The sequence below is a fragment of the Streptomyces sp. NPDC002773 genome, from assembly GCF_040295605.1.
Taxonomy (GTDB): domain Bacteria; phylum Actinomycetota; class Actinomycetes; order Streptomycetales; family Streptomycetaceae; genus Streptomyces.
The window spans coordinates 80829-102462 of sequence record NZ_JBEOVO010000017.1 but is presented as its reverse complement, the minus strand read 5'-3'; the positions used below and the strand labels follow the sequence as shown (position 1 = coordinate 102462).

Annotated in this window: 19 protein-coding genes; 12 read left to right on the top strand and 7 right to left on the bottom strand. The window is 72.5% G+C overall.

Annotated elements, in window-relative coordinates:
* Nucleotides 1-150: 150 nt before the first annotated feature.
* Both ABT034_RS21440 and ABT034_RS21435 read left to right on the top strand, forming a co-directional pair.
* The gene (locus ABT034_RS21440; protein ID WP_351217454.1) at nt 151-3345 is read left to right on the top strand and encodes an FG-GAP-like repeat-containing protein; all 3195 of its coding nucleotides are present in this window, start codon (nt 151-153) and stop codon (nt 3343-3345) included.
* A gap of 156 nt (nt 3346-3501) precedes the next feature.
* Nucleotides 3502-4998, top strand: a complete 1497-nt coding sequence (locus ABT034_RS21435) for an alpha/beta hydrolase (RefSeq protein ID WP_351217452.1) — start codon at nt 3502-3504, stop codon at nt 4996-4998.
* Nucleotides 4999-5078: 80 nt separating this feature from the next.
* On the opposite strand, the gene murQ is transcribed toward ABT034_RS21435, so the two are convergent.
* Together murQ and ABT034_RS21425 are read right to left on the bottom strand one after the other, a co-directional pair.
* A complete protein-coding gene (gene murQ / locus ABT034_RS21430; protein WP_351217450.1) occupies nt 5079-6014 on the bottom strand; it encodes an N-acetylmuramic acid 6-phosphate etherase in 936 nt (311 codons plus the stop codon).
* 77 nt (nt 6015-6091) lie between these two features.
* Nucleotides 6092-7084 (bottom strand): MurR/RpiR family transcriptional regulator, encoded by a 993-nt coding sequence (locus ABT034_RS21425; protein WP_502973008.1) that lies wholly within the window; start codon nt 7082-7084, stop codon nt 6092-6094.
* 90 nt (nt 7085-7174) lie between these two features.
* Here ABT034_RS21425 and ABT034_RS21420 point away from each other — a divergent pair, with 90 nt between their 5' ends.
* Nucleotides 7175-7531 (top strand): DUF8819 family protein, encoded by a 357-nt coding sequence (locus tag ABT034_RS21420; protein WP_351217448.1) that lies wholly within the window; start codon nt 7175-7177, stop codon nt 7529-7531.
* Nucleotides 7532-7568: 37 nt separating this feature from the next.
* Entirely contained in the window at nt 7569-7856 is a 288-nt protein-coding gene (locus ABT034_RS21415; protein WP_351217446.1) for a DUF4031 domain-containing protein, read from the top strand.
* A gap of 17 nt (nt 7857-7873) precedes the next feature.
* Here the strand turns inward: ABT034_RS21415 and ABT034_RS21410 are convergent, their stop codons facing one another.
* From ABT034_RS21410 to ABT034_RS21390, 5 genes are all read right to left on the bottom strand, one after another.
* A complete protein-coding gene (locus tag ABT034_RS21410) occupies nt 7874-8593 on the bottom strand; it encodes a DUF6193 family natural product biosynthesis protein (protein ID WP_351217444.1) in 720 nt (239 codons plus the stop codon).
* 29 nt (nt 8594-8622) lie between these two features.
* Nucleotides 8623-9159 carry a chloramphenicol phosphotransferase CPT gene (gene cpt, locus ABT034_RS21405; RefSeq protein WP_351217542.1) on the bottom strand — a complete coding sequence of 179 codons (537 nt, stop codon included), beginning with the start codon at nt 9157-9159 and terminating at the stop codon, nt 8623-8625.
* Between the two features lie 54 nt (nt 9160-9213).
* Nucleotides 9214-10416: a Cmx/CmrA family chloramphenicol efflux MFS transporter gene (locus ABT034_RS21400; RefSeq protein ID WP_351217540.1), complete on the bottom strand. Its 1203-nt coding sequence runs from the start codon at nt 10414-10416 to the stop codon at nt 9214-9216.
* Between the two features lie 260 nt (nt 10417-10676).
* A complete protein-coding gene (locus ABT034_RS21395; RefSeq protein ID WP_351217442.1) occupies nt 10677-12773 on the bottom strand; it encodes a LamG domain-containing protein in 2097 nt (698 codons plus the stop codon).
* Nucleotides 12774-12978: 205 nt separating this feature from the next.
* The gene (locus tag ABT034_RS21390; protein WP_351217440.1) at nt 12979-13653 is read right to left on the bottom strand and encodes an HD domain-containing protein; all 675 of its coding nucleotides are present in this window, start codon (nt 13651-13653) and stop codon (nt 12979-12981) included.
* A gap of 175 nt (nt 13654-13828) precedes the next feature.
* Here ABT034_RS21390 and ABT034_RS21385 point away from each other — a divergent pair, with 175 nt between their 5' ends.
* The 8 genes from ABT034_RS21385 (at nt 13829) to acpS (ending at nt 21630) form a co-directional block, all read left to right on the top strand.
* A complete protein-coding gene (locus ABT034_RS21385; RefSeq protein WP_351217438.1) occupies nt 13829-15262 on the top strand; it encodes an MFS transporter in 1434 nt (477 codons plus the stop codon).
* 78 nt (nt 15263-15340) lie between these two features.
* Nucleotides 15341-16516 (top strand): trans-sulfuration enzyme family protein, encoded by a 1176-nt coding sequence (locus ABT034_RS21380; RefSeq protein ID WP_351217436.1) that lies wholly within the window; start codon nt 15341-15343, stop codon nt 16514-16516.
* Between the two features lie 93 nt (nt 16517-16609).
* The gene (locus tag ABT034_RS21375; protein WP_351217538.1) at nt 16610-17149 is read left to right on the top strand and encodes a MaoC family dehydratase; all 540 of its coding nucleotides are present in this window, start codon (nt 16610-16612) and stop codon (nt 17147-17149) included.
* A gap of 161 nt (nt 17150-17310) precedes the next feature.
* Nucleotides 17311-18162 (top strand): class I SAM-dependent methyltransferase, encoded by an 852-nt coding sequence (locus ABT034_RS21370; RefSeq protein ID WP_351217434.1) that lies wholly within the window; start codon nt 17311-17313, stop codon nt 18160-18162.
* An 82-nt stretch (nt 18163-18244) separates the two neighbouring features.
* Nucleotides 18245-19288, top strand: a complete 1044-nt coding sequence (locus ABT034_RS21365) for a class I SAM-dependent methyltransferase (RefSeq protein ID WP_351217432.1) — start codon at nt 18245-18247, stop codon at nt 19286-19288.
* Nucleotides 19289-19315: 27 nt separating this feature from the next.
* Complete coding sequence (locus tag ABT034_RS21360) at nt 19316-20209, top strand: diiron oxygenase (RefSeq protein ID WP_351217430.1); 894 nt, start codon at nt 19316-19318, stop codon at nt 20207-20209.
* Between the two features lie 40 nt (nt 20210-20249).
* A complete protein-coding gene (locus tag ABT034_RS21355) occupies nt 20250-21191 on the top strand; it encodes a class-II aminoacyl-tRNA synthetase family protein (RefSeq protein ID WP_351217428.1) in 942 nt (313 codons plus the stop codon).
* Between the two features lies 1 nt (nt 21192).
* A complete protein-coding gene (acpS, locus tag ABT034_RS21350; RefSeq protein WP_351217426.1) occupies nt 21193-21630 on the top strand; it encodes a holo-ACP synthase in 438 nt (145 codons plus the stop codon).
* Nucleotides 21631-21634: the final 4 nt, after the last annotated feature.

Genomic DNA, 21634 nt, shown 5'->3' with positions numbered 1-21634 from the left:
TCGACTCGCGTGAATGTACGATCCGGCTGCCGACAGGGGGGGTCCCGCCGGCCCCGTCCGGTGCGGTCCACACTCCGCCCCGTGCCCTGCCCGCCGTGCCCGCCCTCCCTCGTCGTACCCGCTTTCGCACCCGTACGAGGGGACACGTACTTGTCCGTCCGAAGAGCCGTCGCGCTCGCACTGACCGCCGCCCTCGGCGCCACAGGCCTGACGGCCGCCGCGGCCGGGCCCGCCGCCGCTGCCACGTCCGGCGACGCCGTCGTCGTCAGCCCGGGCGCCCGTTTCGTGCCCCGCGCCACCATCGTCCTGAACGCCGGGGAGACCGGCTTCCTCACCGCACAGGAGGGGGACGACCGGGTCCGCTGGATCGACTACGCGACCGGCGCGACCACCGTCCTCGACCACCGCCTGCCGAAGCCGCTCTCGTACAGTGTCGACGAGTACCGCTTCACCGAGTACCCGGCGGACTTCGGACACGGCTCCGACACCGTCGCCGTCCACTCAGAGAGCCCCACCCCGCACGTGACGCTCCAGCAGCGGGCAGGCGGTGGAACGACCATCACGGTACCGATCCCCGAGGGGCAGACGTACGTCGCGACGTACGGCGACACCGTCATCACCCGGACCGGCACCGAGAGCGCCACGACGAGCCTGCACCTCCTGCACCCGGAGGACGGAGGGGTACGGGAACAGAAGCTGGAGGGCCTGCCCGAGGGCTGGAACCTCTCCATCAGCGAGGGTGACGCCCGATCGGTCGCCGTCCGCGGCATCAAGTGGGAGAACAGCACGATGTCCCAGGGGTGGTGGGTCGTCGACCTCGCCGCCGGGAGCATCAAGACGCTCTCCACCCAGGGCGAGAGCGTCTCGTTCGACCGGGACACGGTCTTCCACATGGGTGCCCCGTCCGGCAGCGACGCCCAGGTGTACCGCCGCGACGACCTGGACGCGGCCCCGACCACCTTCGACATGCGCGACATCGCCTCCTACGGCGACGTCGTCCGGCGGCTCGGCGACGACTTCGTCACCGTGACGCCGCCCAGCTCCGGCAACGACGGCGGGTACCGGGGCAACCATCTCGCCCTACGGGATGCCTCGGGGTCCTGGAAGTCACTGCTGGCCGTCGCTTCCCCCTCGGTGCACCGCACGCCCGACGGCTCGCTCCTGGTCGCCGGCGCAGAGCAGAACACCACCTACGGTGCCCTCGACTGGGGGTACTACCTCTTCTCCGAGGCCGCCGACGGCACGATCACCCGCAAGCGCCTCGCGGACATCGAGGACATGGAGGCCAAGCCCTACGGCATCTCCCTCGGCAGCGGCATCCTCACCACGGCCGACGACTCGAACCTGTACCAGCCGGGCGGCATCATCGGCGGCTACCGGAGCACCTGGCTGAAGACCTCCGGGCGGCCCGAGGAGCTGCGCTCGACCGTCGACGGCCTGGTGCAGGGCAGGGACGACGACTGCAGCCCCACGTGGCTCGTCTACTGCGTCAGCATGTTCGCGAGCGGCGACGGCCACCACGGCCGCAAGGCGGGCACCGAGCAGGATCTGACGATGCTCTACCGGAACGGGTCCGCCGCGGCCGGCCCGAGGCTGACGACCGGACTGGGCAGTCCGCAGCTCGTGGACCTCTCCGGCCGGTTCGGCGTGGTGAACCAGGGCTGGGACGGCAGCCAGGCCGTCGTCGAGTTCCGTGGCACCGACTCCGGCGCCGTCCTCCAGAAGCGCGATCCGGTCGCCTCGGCCGTCTGGGGCAACACGCTGTGGAGCGCCCTCGGTCGCCAGGAGGGCAGCCAAAACCCGTCGACCACCGTGGTCGCCAAGACGCTTCCGGCGGCGGCCGCCACGGTGCAGTCCTTCGACGCCGGCTGCGCCCCCGGCCAGCTCCAGGCCGTGGGCCGCCTCGTGTACTGGAAGTGCACGAACTTCTGGGGCGACGACTTCAAGGGCGCCGGCCTGTACGACCAGGCCAGCGGGCGCACCCTGCGCCTCGGCCAGGACGACGTCCTGCTCGGCGACGGCTACTTCGTCTCTCGCTCGGATGCCACCGGCCTCACCCTCTACGACGTGCGCAGCGGTCTCCCGACAAGCGGGAACCTCGCCGACGCGCCGCACCGCGTGGTGGCCACCCCCGCTGACCTCGGCGGGAACATGGCCCGTCGGGCCGGCTGGACCGTTGACCGCTTCGGCGGGCACGTCGCCTACACCGGTCCCGACCGCCGAGTGCGGATCGTCCCGTCCGGCGTCCCGACCTCGCGGATCTCCGTCATCGACGCGGACGCGGCGGCCGGCGTGAACCTGAGGACGGGTACCTGGAAGCCCCGCTGGTGGCTGTCCAAGCCCGCCGCCTCCTGGTCCCTGACGCTGAAGCACAAGGCGACCGGCAAGGTCGTCAGGACGCTGAACGGGGGTGAGGCACGCGGCATCGTCAGCACCACCTGGGACGGGAAGGACGCGGCGGGGCGCCTCGCCGTGAACGGTTCCTACACGTGGACGCTGACCGCGAAGGCCGCCGACGGCGTGCAGGCGGACCTGTCCTCGTCCGGGACGGTGTCCGTGTCCGGTGGCGCCGCCGTGTGGCGTGACCTCGCCGGGGACGACGGTTTCGGTGATCTGCTGGTGATGGACGCGGCGGGGCTCGTGTCGATGTACCGGGGGACCGGTACGGGCGCGGTGTCGGCGCGGATCGCCGGTTCGGGGGCGAAGTTCGCGACCTCGTCGGTGTTCGTGCCGGTGGGCGACCTGAACGGGGACCGTTGCGCGGATGTGTACGTCCGCGTGGGCGACCAGCTGCGGGCGTACCGGCCCGGGTGCGGGAAGGTGGTGTCCGCGTCCTCGCCGTACACCCTCGTCGGCCCCGGCTGGGGGCAGTACGACGTGCTGACCTCGCCGGGTGACGTGAACGGTGACGGGTACGCGGACCTGATCGCGCGTCAGGCGTCGACGGGCGACGTGTACTTCTACGGCGGCACGGCCGATCACCGGGTGAAGCCCCGGATCCGTATCGGCAGCAGCTGGAAGCTGTACAAGAAGCTCGTGGGCGCCGGGGACCTGAACGGTGACGGGCGTGGCGACCTGCTCGGTCTGGACGCGGCCGGTGTGCTGTGGCGGTACTACGGCACGGCGACCGGCGGTGTGTCCGCGCGGGCGCAGGTCGGTGTCGGCTGGGGCGGGTACTCCTCGCTCGTCGGTGTCGGTGACCTCTCCGGGGACGGTCGCTCCGACCTCGTGGCGCGTGACGCGGCCGGGAAGCTGTGGCGGTACAGCAGCACCGGGACGGGTGCGTACGGCACGCGGGTGCTGATCGGCACGAGCGGCTGGCACACCTTCAAGGGTCTCTACTGAGCCTCCCGCTTCCCCCGAGGGCCCGGCCGTCGTGACGGCCGGGCCCTCGGGCGTTCCCGGGGGCGAAGCAGGCCCGGGCGGCGTGGGGTTGGCCCCACCCCTGACCGGCATGCCTGCCGGATGGGGTGGTGGCGGCGGATTCGGGAGGCTGTGCGCATGACAACGAATCGTGGACGCAAGGCCCTGCTGCTCGCCCTCTCCGCCGCCACCGTCGCCGGCGTCGCCCTCAGTGGGGGAGGGGCCGCCCCCGCCGTTGCGGCCGGGCTCGATTGGGGGGACTGCGACCCTGCCGTGAAGCCGCTTTCGGGGCAGCGGTGCGCCACGCTCTCCGTACCACTGGATTACACCGATCCGGACGGTGAGCAGATCGAGCTCGCCGTGTCCCGGCTGCCCAGTTCTCGGCCCGAGGCGCGGCGAGGGACGCTGATGGTGATTCCCGGCGGGCCCGGGAGTTCCGGGGTGCAGCGGCTCGCGCAGAAGGGGGCCGCGCTGGCGGACGAGATGGACGGGGCGTACGACCTGGTGGCCTTCGACCCGCGCGGCGTCGGCCGTTCCGCGAAGGCGCGGTGCGGGCTCGCCGACGAGGACCGGTGGATGGTGACCCTGCGGTCCTGGCCGGGCGCGGACGGCGGGATCGACGAGAACGTGGCCCGTTCGAAGCGGATCGCGGAGGCCTGCGCCCGTAACGGCGGCGCGATGCTGCGGGGCCTGTCGACGGCGAACCAGGTACGGGACCTGGAGCGGCTGCGGCAGGCGCTCGGCGAGCGGAAGCTGTCGGCGTGGAGCGTCTCGTACGGGACGTACGTGGCTGCGGCGTACGCCGAGAAGTACCCGGGGCGGACCGACCGCTGGGTCCTGGACAGCAGCAGCGACCCCGACCCGCGGCGGGTCGCCCGGGGCTGGCTCGAAGGCATGGCGTGGGGGGCCGAGGACCGGCTCCCGGACTTCGCGGCCTGGGCGGCCCACCCGGACAGGGCGGCGGAGGGGCTGCGGCTCGCGGAGCGGCCCGGGGACGTACGGCAGGTCGTCCTCGACCTGGCGGCCCGGCTCGACCGGGAGCCGCGCGCCACGACGCTGCCGGGGGTGCCGCTGACGGGGACCGTGTTCCGTCAGGCGTTGCAGCTGGCGCTCTACTCCGACGCCGCCTTTCCCTCCTTCGCGCGCCTGATGACGGAGGCGCTCGACCCGGCGGGGCGGCCGGCGCTGCCGCGTGAGCTCTCCGGGGCGATGCCGGACGACGCCGCCGCGATCACCGTCGGCGTCATCTGCAACGACATGGACTGGCCCGCGTCCGTACCGGCGTACGAGCGGGCCGTCGCGGCGGACCGCTCCCGGTTCCCGCTGACGGCGGGGATGACGGCGAACATCACGCCCTGCTCCTTCTGGAAGGGCGGGGCGGTGGAGAAGCCCGTCCGCATCACCGACCGCGGCCCGTCGAACATCCTGATGATCCAGAACCTGCGGGACCCGGCGACGCCGTACGCCAAGGGGCTGCGGATGCGGGCGGCGCTCGGCGACCGGGCGCGGCTCGTCACCGTCGACCACGGCGGCCACGGGGTCTACCTGGGCAGCGGGAACGCGTGCGGCGACGGAGCGGTGACGCGGTTCCTGACGGAGGGGATGCGGCCGGCGGAGGACGTTCTCTGCGGGTGAGGACGGGGCGAGGGTGTTCTCTGCGGGTGAGGACGGGGCGAGGGCGGACGGGCGGAGGAGGGTCGGTGGAGGTGCGGTGGTTACGCGGGGGGCTCGGGTGCGTGCAGTGCAGCGCGCAGGTGGCCCCGGGACTTCCGCAGCCGGCGTTCGGCCGTCGGGGCGTCGATGTCGGCGAGGATCATGAGGATCGCGTTCTTCACCTCCCCGTCGGCGGCGGCGAGAGCGGTCTCGATCTGCTCGTCCGGGGCGCCGGTGGCCAGGGCGACGATGCGCCGCGAGCGGGCCTGGAGCTTGTCGTTGGAGGCGCGGACGTCGACCATCAGGTTTCCGTAGGTCTTGCCGAGCCGGATCATCGTGATCGTCGAGATCATGTTGAGGACGAGCTTCTGGGCGGTGCCCGCCTTGAGCCGGGTCGAGCCGGTGAGCAGCTCGGGGCCGGGGACGACCTCGATGCCGTGGTCGGCGGCGGCGGCGAGCGCACTGTCCTCGTTGCAGGACAGGCCGATGGTGAGCGCGCCGAGTGCGCGGGCGTGTTCGACGGCGCCGATGGCGTACGGGGTACGGCCGGAGGCGGAGACGCCGACGACGGTGTCGTCGGCGGTGACGCCGAGCGCGGTGAGGTCCCGCGCCGCGAGCTCCTTCGAGTCCTCGGCGCCCTCGACGGCCTTGACCATGGCGGACGGGCCGCCCGCGATGATGCCGACGACCTGGGACGGGTCGGTGTTGAAGGTGGGCGGGCACTCGCTGGCGTCGAGGACGCCGAGGCGGCCCGCGGTGCCGGCGCCCAGGTAGATGAGGCGTCCGCCGCGGGCCATGCGGGCGGCGGTGGCGTCGATGGCGGCGGCGATGGCGGGGAGCTGCCGGGCGACGGCGGCGGGGACGGTCTGGTCCTCGCCGTTCATGAGCGCGGCGATCTCGGCGGTGGGGAGCTGGTCGATCTCGGCGAGCTCGGGGCGGAAGGCCTCGGTGGTGAGGGTGGCGAGCTGGGCGCGGAGTTCGGAGTAGGTAGCAGACACGTGCGGCTCTTTCGGCTCTTTCGGTGCTGTGGTCGGTGCTGTGGTCGGCGCTGTCGTCGGGGTCGGCGCGTGGTTCGTCAGCGGGTGCGGGGGGCGTGGCGGTGGGCGAGGGCTTCGTACGAGGCGGCGAGGGCAGGGGCCGCCGTCTCGTACGTACGCTGGGTGACGCAGGTGAACAGGCAGTCCACGACCAGGAGTTGGCTGGTCCGGGACGACATGGCCGCCGGGCGCAGTTCGCTCTCGCGGGCGGTGGACGTGGTGAGGACGTGGTCGGCGTACTGGCTGACGGGCCCGTCCGGGCGGCCGGTGATCGCGACCGTGGTGGCGCCGTGGTCGAAGGCGGTCCGCAGCGGTTCTATGACGTCGCCGGTGGAGCCGGAGTGGGTGATGGCGATGGCCACGTCGCCGGAGCGGAGCTGCACGGCGTTGGTGACGGCCAGGTGCGGGTCGCTGTGGGCGTGCGCGATGAGGCCGATGCGGAGGAGTTTCTGGCCGAGGTCCTGGGCGACGAGGCCGGAGGCGCCGATGCCGTAGATGTCGATGCGACGGGCGGTGGCGAGGGCGGCGACGGCGGCGCCGAGCTGCACGGTGTCGAGTCCGGCGGCGGTGTCGGCGAGGGTCTGCTGCTCGTCGTAGGCCAGCTTGGCGACGACGTCGGCGATCGGGTCGTCGACGGCGATGTCGGCGGTGACGGCGGGCGCGCGGCCCGACTGCTGCTGGGCGGCGAGCCCGGCGAGCGCGAGGCGCAGGTCGCGGTAGCCGGGGTAGCCGAGGAGGCGGGCGGTGCGGACGACGGTCGCCTCGCTGGTGCCGGTGAGCTCGGCGAGGCCGGTGACCGTGAGCGCGGCACAGCCGGCCGGGTCTCCGGCAACGGCCTCGGCGACCCGCTGCATGGAGCGGGTCATGGACGGCGCGAGGGTCCGCACCTTGGCGGCTAGGGCGGCGGGGGCGGGGGGCGCGGGGGAGGCGGGGGGCGCGGGCGCGGGGGGCGCGGGCGGCGCGGGCGGTGAGGGTGCTGGCGGCGGCGGCGGTGCGTCGCTCGTGAAACTTTCCTTCACGTCATTGGTCACACCTGAAAGATACTTTCGGCGGGGTAGGTCGACAAGACCCCGTCGTCCGCGGCTGCGCACGGTCCCGGCGTACCGGGTGACAATGACTGCATGGACGACATCGACTCCGTGGAGCAGGCGCTGCACGCCGCTCGCGCGCTGGTACTGGCCGACCTGGCGGCCCGGGAGGTCGCCGCCGCGCAGGTCGTGTCGATGGTGGAGGACGCGGTCACCCACCGGCGCTGGTGGGTCGAGCAGTGGCCCGAGGGCGTGGCGTACGTCGCCGGTCTCGTCGCCCAGGACGTCCAGGACGCCCTGCTCGAACGGTACGGCCGCTGGCCGCTCTGCCCGGTCTGCTCGACGGGCGACCCGCACGCCCTGGACGTGGAACCGGAACTGGGCCCGGACCCGCACTGGGTCTGCGGCAAGCAGGGCGTGGTGGTCGCACCGGTGGGCGGCCTGAAGTGAAGGGGCCGTACGGGCACGAGGCGAAGGCGGTCAGGGCGTGACCCTCTACATCGACCCGCCGACCTGGCCGGGCCACGGCCGCATGTGGTCGCACCTGGTCAGCGACGTCTCCTTCGAGGAGCTGCACACCTTCGCCGCCTCGATCGGCGCCCCGCCCCGCGCCTTCGAGCGCGACCACTACGACATCCCCTCCGACCGCTACGCGGACGCGGTGGCGGGCGGCGCGGTCGAGGTCGGCTCGAAGGAACTGCTGCGCCGCCTCACGGAGGCGGGACTGCGCCGGCCGAAGAGCCGCCCGGCGCGGGGCGACGGGCCCTTCGGCTGATCACGCGCGCGACCGGGTCATCCGCCGGTTCCGGTGGCCTGGACGGCCCGGCCGCAGTCCGGCGGCAGCGCCTGGACGACCAGGGCGATCGCTTCGGCGGCGGTCGCGACGACGGTGTGCTCGCTGAGCGGTTCCGACTGGCCGCCGACCCGCAGGCAGCCGTCGGCCGCCGGGCCTATCTCCCACAGGTCGTGCGAGAAGGGCGGCGCGGGGGCGCGGTGGAAGGTGATCCTGCCGTGGGTGACGAAAGGGACGAGCCGGCGAAGCTCCGGGGTGTTGTACGCCTCTTCCAGTAGCGGCCACTGGCCGGCGGCCGCGGCCCTCTCCACGTCCCACGCGTACTCGGCGGCGCGCCCTTCCTCCTGAGCCACCGCGCGCGGGGAGGCGGTGAGCCATGCCCGCCGACCGGCGATCAGGGTGAGGGGGTCGCCGCGCTCCCAGTCGCCGATCGCCTCCGCCACGTCCTCCAACGTCTCGGCGCGTCCGTGCAGGGCCGCTCCCAGCCAGGGCATGTTCAGGCGGGCCTGGATCTCGTGCCGGTCACGTTCCAGAACGACATGGACGGCCCCGCGCTCTGCTGTGACGACGACGGTGACCGGCCCGTGGGGCGCCGATGGCGATGAAGTGACCCGCACGGACGCCAGGGTGATTCCCGCTGACGCCGCGATGCGCAGCAGCCCGGCTCCGGGGTCGCCGGCATCGGGGCTGAGCTCCGGGTAGAGCACGGTGTCCATCATCGTTGTTCCCTCGTGTGGTGGCCGTGCGCTCACACCTGGACCGCCGTCGTGACGCGGGCCGCGATCGTGCGGGCGCAGGTCTGGGAGTCCGTGCGGGTGGTGTCGACCTCCAGGTCGTAGGTGACGCCGTCGTGGACGGTGGTCGCCTGTTTCGCGGCCATGCCCGTGACCCGGTCTCCGCGGGCGGCCTCGCGGGCCTCGGCGACGGGGCCGGCGCAGTGGACGCCGACCCAGAGGACGTCCAGGTCGCCCACGAACGTCCGCCAGCGGTCCTGGGCGGCGGCTCCGCTCAGGAAGACGTCGTCGACGATGATCCTGGCGCCCGCGCGGGCCATCGCGGCGATGCCCGTGGCCCAGGCGCCTTCGAGGGTGCGGAAGTCCGCTCCGATGTTCACTCCGCCGTCGGGGGCGAACTCGATTCCCGCGTCGGAGCCCTGCATCCTCAGGGGCATGGCGTCGATGAGCGAGTCGACGCCGAACGCCAGCCAGGGGTCGGGCAGGACCGTCTGGAGGGACCGTACGATCGCGGACTTGCCCGCGCTCGAACCGCCGTTGAGGATGATCATTTGCGTTGTCACCCTGTCACCCTAGGGCGGCGCCGGCGGCGTACGTAACGGATTTCAGCGGGGGGCTACGGCCTTCTCGGGCTGCGGGGCGCCGGACGTCACCACGCGGGACGTGGAACTGTGGAGCTTCAGCGCCACCGCCGCCGTCCCGAGGCCCAGGGCCGTCATCGCCGCGCCCGCCCAGGCCGTGGAGGCGAAGCCGAGGCCGGCGTCGATGACGGTGCCGCCGAGCCAGGGGCCGCCCGTGTTGCCGAGGTTGAAGGCGGCGGTGGTGGTGGCGCCGGCGAGGGTGGGGGCGGCGCCCGCCACGTTGAACATGCGGGCGTTGAGCGCCGGGGCCGTGTAGAAGGCCGAGACGCCCAGGAGGAAGGTCAGGACGATCGTGGCGGTCGGGCTGGTCGCGAACAGGGCCAGGGCGACGAGGAAGACCGTGGAGGCGGCGATGCCGGTGAGCATCACGCCGAAGAGGTGGGCGTCGGCGACCCGGCCGCCGATCGCCGTACCGACGACGGCGCCGATGCCGAAGAGCCCGAGGACGCCCGAGACCCAGCCCTTGTCGAGGCCGGAGACGTCGGTGAGCAGCGGGGCGAGGTAGGAGAAGGCGCAGAAGACGCCGCCGGCCGCGAGTGCGGTGACGACGACGGAGAGGAGGACCTGGCGGTCGCGGTAGATGGCCAGTTCCCGCTTGAGGCGGGGCTTCTCCTGGGGGAGGGGGATGCGGGGGATACGGGTCACCACGCCCACGAGCGCGATCGCGGAGGCCGCGCCGACGGCCCAGAACGCGGACCGCCAGCCGAGGTGCTCGCCGAGGAACGCGCCCGCCGGGACGCCGAGGACGTTCGCGATGGACAGGCCGCCGATCATGACCGCCATGGCGCGGGCGCGCGAGCCGACCGGGACCATCGCGATGGCCACGGCGGCGCCGACCGCCCAGAAGCCCGCGCAGGCGAGGGCGCTGATGACGCGGGAGGCGAAGAGGACGGCGTAGTTGGGGGCGAGCGCGCCCGCTATCTGACCCAGGCCGAAGACGGTGATCAGGGCGATCAGGGTCGTCTTGCGGGGGAGCCTGAGCGTCGCCACCGCCAGGAGCGGCGCGCCCACGACCATGCCGATCGCGAAGGCCGAGATGAGCAGTCCGGCGCGGGGGATGGAGACGTTCATGTCCTCCGCGATGGGCGGCAGCAGCCCGGACAGCATGAACTCGCTCGTCCCGAGCGCGAAGACGGAGAGTCCGAGGATGTAGACGGCCAACGGCATCCGGGCGCCGGCCGCGCCGGACGCGCCGGACGCACCCGCCGGGGCGGGCTCGGGTGCGGGGGTCGTGGTGGGCTCGGCGGGCTCGGCGGAGGGAGACGGCATGACATGCGTCAACCAGGGATTTGTCCCTGTCATTCCGCCCGCACAGCTCGTCTCGGCATGTGGGACCGGACCGGCCTGTGGGACCGGAAAGGCCTGTGGGACCGGAAAGGCCGCCCGGTCCGGAGTGGGACCGGGCGGCCTTCACGAGTGGCCCCTGCTCAGCAGAGGCAGGGCTCGGCTCCCCGGCCGAGCATGGTGACGTCCCGGGCGCTCAGCGCACCGGCGTACGCCTGGATCTCGTCCACGTCGCCGTGCAGGTACTCGCCGGGACCGTCGGCGGTGAGGCCGCGGCCGACCTGCAGCGGCCCGGTGCCGTGCCAGGTCTGCGGGAGGGTCGCGGTCGCCTCCGCGTTGGTGTACCCGTCGAGGTACAGCTTGACGGTGTCGTCCGCGTCGTCGTACACGACGGCCAGACGGTTGCCCTGGCCCTCGCCGCCGTCCGCCGGCGCGATGTGCGAGACGATCCGTTCGGGCGCGCCGGGCTCGTCCCGCTCCGGCACGACGAGCTGCCAGGCCTGGGCGGACGGCTCGTACCGCACCTTGAAGGCGTCCGTGTGCTCACCCGGTACGGACAGCACGGTCATCGGGCCGGCCGGTTCGTGGTCCGCGAGGCGGACCACCACGCCGATGCTGAAGCTGTCCGAGGTGTCCACGACCGGCCCGTCGGCGGCGGCGTGGCCGCCTTCGCCGTCCAGGGTCAGGTGACCGTCGCCGACCAGCGCGTACGGCACGACCGGGCAGTCGGGGTCGAGGTCGGGGACGCAGGAGCCGTCGGGCCCTCGGTGAATCGTGGCTCCGGCGGCGAGCCGCAGCGGCGCGCCGTCCTTCTCCTCGGGGCTCGTGCCGTCCGTCGCGGTCTCCAGGGACCAGCGGGCGAGCGGCTTCGGCTGCCGGTGGGCGAGCCGGGTCACCTCGGCGGCGACGACGACGCGGTCGTGGACCTGCACGCCGCCGATGTCGCCCCGCCAGTGGTGGCCGTAGCGGGCCCCGTTGAGGGCCCGGCCGAGCTGGAACGCGCCGGTCGACACGGCGGGTGAGGCCTGGGCGGCGGTGCCCGCCGCGCGACCGTTGACGTACAGCTGGGCGCGGCCGGTCTCGGTGTCGTAGAGCCCGAGCAGGTGGGTCCACTCGCCGGTCTCGGGGGTGCCGCCCGACACCTTTGCCTCGCCGAGGGTGAAGGACCAGGCGGCGCCGGAGTCCTTCGCGCGCAGGCCGAGGGTGAAGGCGTTCCCGTTGCTGGTGTCCTGGCTCGCGACCGTCATGGTGCGGTCGGTCCGCGCGGGGCGGACCCAGGCGCTGACGGCGAAGGTCCTTCCGGTGTCGACGACCGGGGCGTCCGTGGTGAGGAAGCCCTGGGGGCCGCCGTCGAGCGAGGCCGTGGCGGTGAGGGAGGTGCGGGCGGGCGCCGGGCCACCGAAGGTCACGCCGGTGCCGGCCCGGGCTGCCGTGCCCGTCTCGGCGGCGGCGCTCGTGGATCCGGCGGGGTCGGCCAGCTTCCAGTGGGCGACGGGCGCGCGGCCGGACGTCACGAAGAACCAGTGCGTGGCGCTCGTGCTGATGCGTCCGGCCCGGTCGACGGCCCGGACGGTCAGGTAGTCCGGGCCGGTCTTCTGCGGCAGGAAGCGGATGGTCGCGGCGCCGCCGGGCTCGTCGGGGCGGACGGTTCCGTAGGGGCCGCCGACGAAGCCGTACTCGTACGCGACGACGTCGGGTGACGGGGAGTCCACGACGAAGGAGCCGTACACGCCGACGCCGTCCCGGTACTGCTGTTCCGGGTACTCCTCCGAGGTGACGACCGGCTTCTCCGGGCTCACGCGGTCGATGACGAAGCGGCAGGCCGCTCCCGTCCCCTCGGAGCTCCACGCGGAGACGGCGGTGCCGTCGTTGGCGCGGACGTGCCACGAGACGACGGTGTCCGCCGGGACGTCCGACGGGAGCTGCCAGCGCTGGGCTGTCCCGGAGGACAGCTGGTACGAGGCGTAGGTGCGGCGCTGCTCGACTCCGGACGCGTCCGTCCACCAGGCCTCGAACTCGCCAGCGACCATGTTGGCCTCGACGGGCTGGTTGTCCTCCTCCGGGTCGTGCAGCACGGCCGTGACGACGGGTGCCGTCGCCACGTACGTGGGCGTGTCACCGGTGGCGCAGGCCTTGAAGTGCGTCTGCAGTTCCTGGACGAGCGGCTGTCTCGGCGGCAGGTTCTCCACCGCGTGTGCGGTGCCGGGCAGGGAGGCGACGACCGCGGCCGTCGCGACCACCGCGCCCCACCCTGTGTACGGCCGTCTGCCGGTGGGTCTCGTCCGATCGGACTTCTGCGTGAACAAAGCGTCCCCTCCCCTGATGGCATGCGTGGCTGGTGATCACGAGCCGCGCGTGCTGGAGGCTAACAAGTGCGCCGGTGGGGGGAGTAGCGATTTCCGGCCCGGCCGTCTCACTCCGGTGACAGCCATGATCGGCGTCGGCTCATTCAGGGGCGGACGCGTCCGTCAGTTCCTTCAGCTCCCTCTCCATGTTCTCCCGTGCCTTCTCCTCCCAGGCTGCCGCCCCGTACGGGGTGTGGAAGAGCCGGGGGAGGGAGAGGAGCTGGCGGAGGACGGTTGCGCGGCCCTCGCGGAAGGCGTCCTCGGGGACGAAGGCGTACTCCTCGCGAACCGCCTCCGCATACCCCCTGTACGTATCGGGTCCGGTCGCGAGGATCGCGAGGTCGGCGTCGCAGAGGGTCTCGCCGTTCAGGTCGCCCGGGGTCGGGTCGTGGGTGGTCGTGAGGCGGACCAGGCGGGCCACCTCCGCCACCTCGTGCGGGGTGAGTCCGACCTCGGTGAGGGCCTTTTCGGCCAGGACCGCCGAGCGTTCCTCGTTCTCCGAGCGGTCCGGGCGGTAGACCGCGTCGTGGAACCAGGCGGCCAGTCGTACGAGCTCCAACTCGCCGCCCTCGCCGCCCTGGTCGGCCAGTTCGTCGATGCGGTCGAGGACCGCCCTGAGGTGGTCGACCGTGTGGTAGCGGCGCTGGGGCTCGGCCCAACGCGACAGCAGGTTCCGGCCGTACGGGGTGGGGTCGGGGCCCTCGCGGCCGGAGCGGGCGGCGAGCAGGGTGGCGTTCCAGCGCTGGAGGAGTGCGGGGTCCACGGGTGCGGTCATGGCTGCATTCTGCCGCTCCGGTGGGCTGGAAGCTCGTGTTCCGAGCGGCCGGCAGTGCGCCGCCCGCTCGCTCTTACATACCCCCCATGGGTATGTTACGGTGCTCCCCACAGGTACCCCCTAGGGGTATGCCCCGAGTCTGCTCGGGGGCCGACGCGAGCGAAGGGTCAGGGCAATGTCAACCGTCAATCCCCGGCGCTGGTGGGCACTTGTCGTGCTCGCCGCCGCACAGTTCATGGTCATCATGGACACCTCGATCATCGGGGTCGCACTCCCCGAGATGCAGAAGGACCTCGGCTTCACGCAGAGCGAGCTCTCGTGGATCTTCAACGCCTACGTGATCGTCTTCGGCGGTCTGCTGCTCCTCGGCGGACGCCTCTCCGACCTCGTCGGAGCCCGCAAGATCTTCGTCTCCGGCTGGGCCGTCATGATCGCCGGATCCGTCGTGGCCGCCGCCGCGCAGACCGCCTGGGTCGAGATCGTCGGCCGCGCCGTCCAGGGCGTCGGCGGTGCGCTCATCGCGCCCTCCGCCATGACCCTCCTGATGATGCTCTTCATGCACGACCCGAAGGAGCTCGGCAAGGCGATGGCGCTCTACGGCGCCGCAGCCCCCGCCGGCGGCACCGCGGGCGTCTTCCTCGGCGGTGTCTTCACCGAGTGGATGAGCTGGCAGTGGGTCTTCATCATCTACATCCCGATCGGCCTCGCCACCCTCGCCGCCACCAAGCTCCTCCCGAACGTCGAGTCCCGCCGCGGCTCCGTCGACGTCCTCGGCGCCGTCGCCGTCACCGCGGGCCTCGCCCTCGCCGTCTTCGCCGTCGTCCGCGCCCCCGAGGTCGGCTGGGGCTCCACCGGCACGATCCTCCAGCTGAGCGGCGCCGCCGTCCTCCTCGTCCTCTTCTTCGTCATCCAGAAGAGCATCAGCGAGCCGCTCATGCCCCTCAGCGTCTGGCGGGTCCCGCGCCTCGGCTCGGCCAACCTCGCCATGACACTGCTCGGCGCCGCGTGGATCCCCATGTGGTACTTCCTCAACCTGTACCTCCAGCAGGTCCTCGACTACGGCGCCTTCGAGTCCGGCGCCGCGCTGCTCCCGATGACCGTGCTCCTCATGATCTTCATGACGGCCATCACCGCCCGCCTCATGGGCAGGTTCGGCGCCAAGCCGCTCATCGCCGGCGGCCTCCTCGTCCTCGCGGCCGGTCTGGTCTGGCTGGCGGCCGTCCCGCCGACCGGCACCTTCCTCGTCGACGTCCTGCCGGCCTCGCTCGTCGCCGCGCTCGGCATGTCCCTCGCCTACATCCCGGCGATGATCGCCGCCATGTCCGGCGCCCCGCAGGAGCAGGCCGGTCTCGCCTCCGGCATCGTCAACACCACCTACAACGTCGGCTCCGCCCTCGGCCTCGCCGCGCTGACCGCCGTCGCCATGTCCCAGGGCGCCGACCAGCTCGGCAACCTGCCGAAGCTGACGGACGGCTTCTCCGCCGCCTTCATCGGCGCCGCGATCGTCGCCGCCCTCGGCGGTGTCATCACCCTGCTCGTCATGAAGAGCGACAAGGCCGTCGCCGGAGCGTCCGCCCCCGCTCCCGTGGGCGAGAAGGTCTCCGTCTGAGCCCGCCCCCGAGGGGCCGCCCGATGTCCTCCCCCGGACGTCGGGCGGCCCCTTTTCCGTACCCGGAAAGGGAATGCCATGCAACTGAACACCCGTGCCGTGCACGTCTTCAACGAGCCCTTCCAAGGCGGCAGTTGGCCGCTCTCCGTGCCCCTCGTGCAGTCCTCCGCCTTCGCCTTCGACTCCGCCGCCGAACTCGCCGAGGCCATGGCCGGGCCCGATGGGCAGTACGTCTACAGCCGCCGCGGCAACCCGACCGTACGGGCCCTAGAGCAGACCCTCGCCGGGCTCGAACAGGGCGCCGGGGCCATCGCCTTCGCCTCCGGGATGGGGGCGATCAGCGGGGTGCTGCTCGCGCTCCTGCGGCCCGGCGACCGGGTCGTCGCCCAGCGGTGCCTGTACGGGGGCACCCACGCCGTCCTGTCGGACCTCGCCGAGCGGTACGGGATCGAGGTCGTACGGATATCGGGCGACGACCCGGCCGAGGTCGAGGCCGCCGCCGTGCACCCCGCGACCCGGCTGCTCGTCCTGGAGACCATCGCCAACCCCACCGGCCAGGTCCCCGACCTGCCGGGGCTGCTCGCCGCCGCCCGCGCGCTCGGCGTGACGAGCGTCGTCGACAACTCGCTCGCCTCGCCCGTCCTGTGCCGCCCCCTGGAGCACGGCGCCGACATCGTCGTCCACTCCACCACCAAGTACCTCTCCGGGCACTCGGACGTCCTCGGTGGCGCCGCCGTGTTCGCCGACGACGAGCTGCGCCGACGCGTCTGGCCCCGCACGGTCGAACTCGGCGCCTGCGCCGACCCGTTCGCCGCCTGGCTGACCCTGCGCGGCATACCCACCCTGCCGCTGCGGATGCGGGAACACTGCGCCAACGCCGCCGTCCTCGCCGAGCGGCTCGGAGGCCACGCCGCCGTCACGGCCGTCCACTACCCCTGGCTCGCCGGCCACCCCTCGGGCGCCGTCGCCCGGAAGGTGCTGTCGGGCGGTGGCGGGCTGCTCTCCTTCGAGCTCGCGGGCGGCCGGGAGGCCGGCCGGGACCTCATCGAGCGCGTACGGGTGGCCCGGCTCGCGCTCTCCCTCGGCGGGGTGGAGACGCTCGTCACGCACCCGGCGTCCACCTCGCACCGGGAGCTGGACGGGCCGGCGCTCGCCGCCGCCGGGATAGCGGCAGGGCTGGTGCGGATGTCCGTCGGCATCGAGGACGCCGACGACCTCTGGTCCGACCTCGAACAGGCCCTGGCCCGACGGTAGTCGGCGCTTCTTTTGGGTTGACAAAATAAATGGTCGATTCGTAGATTGGATGTCGCCAGGGAAAGACCACTCCTAGGTCAAGGGGGGCGCGTGATGCGTTACTTCGAGGACTTCCGGCCCGGCGACGTCCACGAGCTGGGCACCGTCACCGTCACGACGGAGGAGGTGCTGGAGTTCGGCAGGCGCTTCGACCCGCAGCCCTTCCACACGGACCCCGCGCGCGCGGAGCTGTCGCAGTTCCGCGGCCTGATCGCGAGCGGGTTCCACACCCAGGCGATGTTCATGCGCCGCTACGTCGACGGACTGCTCGCCTACAGCGCCTGTATGGGCTCGCCCGGCATCGACGAGGTCCGCTACCTGCGGCCCGTCCGCCCGGGTGACGTCCTCACCGCGCGCGTCGAGATCCTCGGCGCCACCCCGTCGCCGTTCAACCCGGCCACCGGCACCGTCAAACCGCGGTGCACGCTCGTGGCCCCCGACGGGACGGCCGTGTTCAGCATGATCCTGCACAGCATCTTCCGACGGCGCCCCGCCGACGCCGAGGCCGGCCATCTGTCGTCGATGCCCGCGGCCGAGGATCCCGTCGCCTGCGCGCGACCGGCGAAGACCTGTGTCCCGGTCATGAGCGCCTGACGGAACCGTCCCTCCGTCAGGCCCTGCCCCTGAACACGGCCGTCCGTACCGCCGTATCCCCGGCCGTCCGTATCCCCGGCCACCCGTATCGCCGACCGCCCGTACCCCGGCCGTCCGCAACACCGGACATCACTGGAAACCAAACCGAAGGGGGACCTCCTGTGGAGGCCGTATCCCGCACCGCCCAGTGGACCGCCGCCGCGCGCGCCCTGGAGACCGAGCGCGAGGACCGGCTGTTCGCCGATCCCTACGCGCGCACCGTCGCCGACCGCATCGGCTTCGAACTGCTCGAGCGCTACGCCGGGGGCGGCACCGTGCCGTTCCTCGCCATCCGCACCACCTACCTCGACCGCGCCGTCGTCCAGGCGGTGGAGGAGCGGGGCATCCGCCAGGTCGTCTTCCTCGCCGCCGGCATGGACACCCGTTTCTTCCGGCTGCCCTGGCCCGACGGCGTCACCGTCTACGAGCTCGACCGCCCGGCGCTCCTGGAGGCCAAGGCCGAGATGCTCGCGAGCGAGCCCCAGCCGGCCGGCCGCACCCGGATCACCGTTCCCGTCGACCTCACCGAGGACTGGACGGGCCCCTTGAAGGAGGCGGGCTGGAAGAGCGACGAGCCCGTCCTGTGGGTGGTCGAAGGCCTGCTGTTCTTCCTGCCCGAGCAGGCCGTACGCACCCTGATCTCGACGCTCTCCGCGCACGCCGCCCCCGGCTCCGTGCTGCTCGGCGACGTCATCTCCAAGGCGGCCCTGGAGAACCCGCTCGCCCGTGGCTTCATGAAGGCCCTGGACGAGGACGGCAACCCGTGGCTGTTCGGCACCGAGGAGCCGGAGGCGCTGCTCGACGACTGCGGCTGGGCCGTACGCGAGGTGAAGCAGCCCGGTGAGCCGGGCGCCGACTTCGACCGCTGGCCCTACCCGGTCCCGCCCAGGACCGTCCCGCGCGTCCCCCGCTCCTTCCTCTTCACGTGCGACCTGCCCGGTGCGGCCGACGCCGATCCGGGGGTGGCCGCGTGACCGCCCGCCGGGGGTCCGGGGGTCGCCCCCCGGGCCGGCACAGCACGTGCGACCTGCCCACCCATCGACAGGAGGAGGCGGCATGAGCGCCCACGACTTCCACCAGCGGGTCATCACCGACGCCGGCGCGGCCGTGCGCGGTCTGACCGTCGCCCTCGGCGAGCGCCTCGGCCTGTACAAGGCGCTGGCCGCCGACGGGCCCCTCACCGCGGGGCAGCTCGCGAACGCGACCGGCACGAACGAGCGGTACGTCGAGGAGTGGCTGCACGCCCAGCTCTCCGCCGGGTACGTCGAACGGCACCCCAGCTCCCTCACGTACACGCTCCCCGCCGACCACGTCGAGGTGCTCGCCGACCCGAAGGCCGTCACGTACGCCGCCGGGTTCTTCACCGCCCTCAAGGCGCTGTACGCCACCGAGGACCTGCTCGTGGAGGCGTACCGCACCGGTGACGGCGTCGGCTGGGCCGAGCACGACGCGGCCCTCGACACCGGCATGGGCTCCTTCTTCCAGCCGACGTACGAGCACAAGCTCGTCCCCGACTGGCTGCCCGCCCTCCACCAGGTCACCGACAAGCTCACCGCCGGCGGCACGGTCGCGGACGTCGGCTGCGGCGTCGGCCACACCACCCTCCTCATCGCCCGCGCCTTCCCGAACGCCACCGTCCACGGCTTCGACTACTCCGAGGAGGCCATCTCGATCGCGCGTGAGCTCGCCGAGGAGGCCGGTCTCTCCGACCGGGTCGTCTTCGAGGTCGCCTCGGCCGACGACTACCCGGGCTCCGGCTACGACCTGGTGTGCTTCTTCAACGCCCTGCACGACATGGGCGACCCGGTCGCCGCCGCCCAGCACGTCCACAAGTCCCTGGACGCGGACGGCACCTGGATGCTCGTCGAGTCGAACGTGTCCCCGCAGGACATCGACGCCCAGACGCCCGCCGCCCGCATGTTCATGGCCCTGTCGGCCGTGATGTGCCTGCCCGTCGCGGTTGCCCAGCGCGGCCCGCACGCGCTCGGCAACCACTCCGGCGAGAAGGCCTTCCGGGCCATCGCGGAGGAGGCCGGCTTCACCCGCTGGCGGCGCGCGACGGAGACCGCCGTGAACGCGGTCTACGAAGTCCGGCCGTAACCCCCATCGTCACGAGGAGCGAAAAACATGGGCGTGACCGCCCCCCTGCCCGTCACCGACCGGTTCATGGAGGTCCTGGAGCGGCTCAGCGAGCGTTCCGTCGAGGACTACTACAACCCGTACCAGACCTTCCAGTGGCCCGAGACGCTGGAGGAGAACCGTTTCTGGATGACGCCGGAGCTGCTCACCGTCCACGGCACCGAGCACTACGACACCCTCGGTGAGGAAACGCTTCAGCGCCTGTCCAAGTGGGAGTCCATCAACTTCTACAGCCTCAACGTGCACGGCATCCGCGAGCTCCTCATCGAGGTCGTCGGCCGGATCCACATGCCCGGCTTCGAGGTGCCCTCGGACTTCTTCCACCACTTCATCGGTGAGGAGAACGAACACATGTGGTTCTTCTCCGAGTTCTGCCGCCGCTACGGCAACAAGATCTACGGCTCCACCGCGATGCGCGCCGACGCCGCCTGGGAGCCCGAGGTCGAGAACTTCCTCGTCTTCACCCGCATCCTCTTCTTCGAGGAGCTCGTCGACCACTACAACGCCCGGATGGCGAAGGACGACGCCCTCTGCCACACCATCCGCGAGGTCAACCGCATCCACCACCAGGACGAGTCCCGCCACATCGCCTTCGGGCGCGAGCTGGTCTCCCTCCTGTACGGCCGGATGTGCCAGGCCGTGAGCGCCGAGCGGGTCCGCGAGGTGGAGGCGTACCTCAAGCGGTACGTCGTCTACAGCATCAACTCCCTCTACAACCCGCACGTCTACCGCGACGCCGGCATCCCCGACCCGCTGGCCCTGCGCAACGCGCTGGTCGCCGACGAGAGCCGCCGCCCCCACGAGCGCAAGGCCGTCCGCAAGCCGCTCGCCTTCTTCCTGAAGACCGGGATCTTCTCCGACGACACCCTGCCCGTCGTCTGAGCGTGTCCGCGAGACCTCCCACCTGAGAGGTGCACCGACCATGAGTGTGACCACCCCCGAGACCGTCGGGGCGACACGGGGCCTTCCCTCGCTCGGCCCGGAGGCGACCCGCCTGCTGCGGCTCCTCGACGACACCTTCGAGAGCTGGGGAGTGACCGCGGGCGCCCGCCCGATGACCATGCCCCCGCTCCTCCCGGCCGCCGACCTGGCGAAGCTGGACTACTACGACAACTTCCCGCACCAGGCCGTCCTCGCCGCCCCGCTCGACCTGGAGGGGCGCCTCACCACCCCCTTCGACGCCGAGCGCGGGGAATGGCCCGCCGCCGCCCTCGAACCGGCCGGCCTCGGACTGCCCTCGGCGTCCTGTTACGCCGTCTACCTCGACCACCAGGGCACCCGGGTCGCCGACGACACCCTCGTCACGATCTGTTCCTGGTGCTTCCGCAAGGAGACCCACTACGAGGGGATGCGTCGCCAACTCGGCTTCCGTATGCGGGAGATCGTCGCCATCGGCGCCCGCGAGCACGCCGAGACCCACCTCGCGGACTTCACCGGGAGGATCCAGGCCTTCGCCGCCGCCCTCGACCTGCCACTGCGCAGGGAGGCCGCCTGCGACCCGTTCTTCGACAAGGGCGGCTCGAAGGCGCTCCTCCAGCGGCTCACCCCGGTGAAGTACGAGTTCCTGTACGAGGACCTGGCGATCGCCTCGGTCAACACGCACCGGAACTTCTTCGGCGACCGCTGCGACATCACCCTCGCGTCGACCGGCGGACCGGCCTTCACCAGCTGTGTCGCCTTCGGCCTCGAACGCTGGCTGTCCGCACTGACCCGCCGCCACGGCAGCTGGGAGTCCGCCACGGCGGCGGTGCTCGACGCGAACGCCCGCACGGCGGTGCTCGACGCGAACGCCCGCACGGCGGTGCTCGACGCGAACGCCCGTCTGCGGGCCGACGCGAGTGGCGCGGCCGGGCCGGTGATCTGACGTGCCGGCCCGTCCCGCCGCCCCGCCGGCGGGCGGCCTGGGGTGGGCGAACCTCGGCATGGACATCGTGTCCGTCAACCGTGTCCGCGGGCTCCTCGCCCAGTACGGGGAGCGGTTCTTCGAGCGGATGCTCACCCCCGGCGAGCTCGCCGACTGCCGTACCTCCTCCGGGCTCGACGTCCTGAGCCTGTGCGGGCGGATCGCGGCCAAGGAAGCGGCCTTCAAGACCTTACGGGTCAGGGGCAGGTTCCTGCCCTGGCCGGACATCGTGGTGCGGCGCTCCGAGGGCGGCTGGCCGCTCGTGGAGCTGCACCGGTCGGCCGCCGAGATGGCCGCCGAGTCCGGCATCACCGAGATCACCGTGTCCATCAGCCACGACGTGGACTACGCGGTGGCGGTGGCCGCCCCGATCATCGCCCCCGTAACCCCCATCCAGTAGCAGC

Excerpts from the sequence above, each read along its gene's own strand:
- ABT034_RS21435 (WP_351217452.1), top strand. The coding sequence starts at position 3,502 with ATGACAACGAATCGTGGACGCAAGGCCCTGCTGCTCGCCCTCTCCGCC.
- ABT034_RS21375 (WP_351217538.1), top strand. The coding sequence starts at position 16,610 with ATGCGTTACTTCGAGGACTTCCGGCCCGGCGACGTCCACGAGCTGGGC.
- ABT034_RS21390 (WP_351217440.1), bottom strand. The coding sequence starts at position 13,653 with ATGACCGCACCCGTGGACCCCGCACTCCTCCAGCGCTGGAACGCCACC.
- ABT034_RS21410 (WP_351217444.1), bottom strand. The coding sequence starts at position 8,593 with ATGATGGACACCGTGCTCTACCCGGAGCTCAGCCCCGATGCCGGCGAC.
- cpt (WP_351217542.1), bottom strand. The coding sequence starts at position 9,159 with ATGATCATCCTCAACGGCGGTTCGAGCGCGGGCAAGTCCGCGATCGTA.
- ABT034_RS21365 (WP_351217432.1), top strand. The coding sequence starts at position 18,245 with ATGAGCGCCCACGACTTCCACCAGCGGGTCATCACCGACGCCGGCGCG.
- ABT034_RS21400 (WP_351217540.1), bottom strand. The coding sequence starts at position 10,416 with ATGCCGTTGGCCGTCTACATCCTCGGACTCTCCGTCTTCGCGCTCGGG.
- ABT034_RS21420 (WP_351217448.1), top strand. The coding sequence starts at position 7,175 with ATGGACGACATCGACTCCGTGGAGCAGGCGCTGCACGCCGCTCGCGCG.
- ABT034_RS21360 (WP_351217430.1), top strand. The coding sequence starts at position 19,316 with ATGGGCGTGACCGCCCCCCTGCCCGTCACCGACCGGTTCATGGAGGTC.
- ABT034_RS21355 (WP_351217428.1), top strand. The coding sequence starts at position 20,250 with ATGAGTGTGACCACCCCCGAGACCGTCGGGGCGACACGGGGCCTTCCC.
- ABT034_RS21385 (WP_351217438.1), top strand. The coding sequence starts at position 13,829 with ATGTCAACCGTCAATCCCCGGCGCTGGTGGGCACTTGTCGTGCTCGCC.
- ABT034_RS21380 (WP_351217436.1), top strand. The coding sequence starts at position 15,341 with ATGCAACTGAACACCCGTGCCGTGCACGTCTTCAACGAGCCCTTCCAA.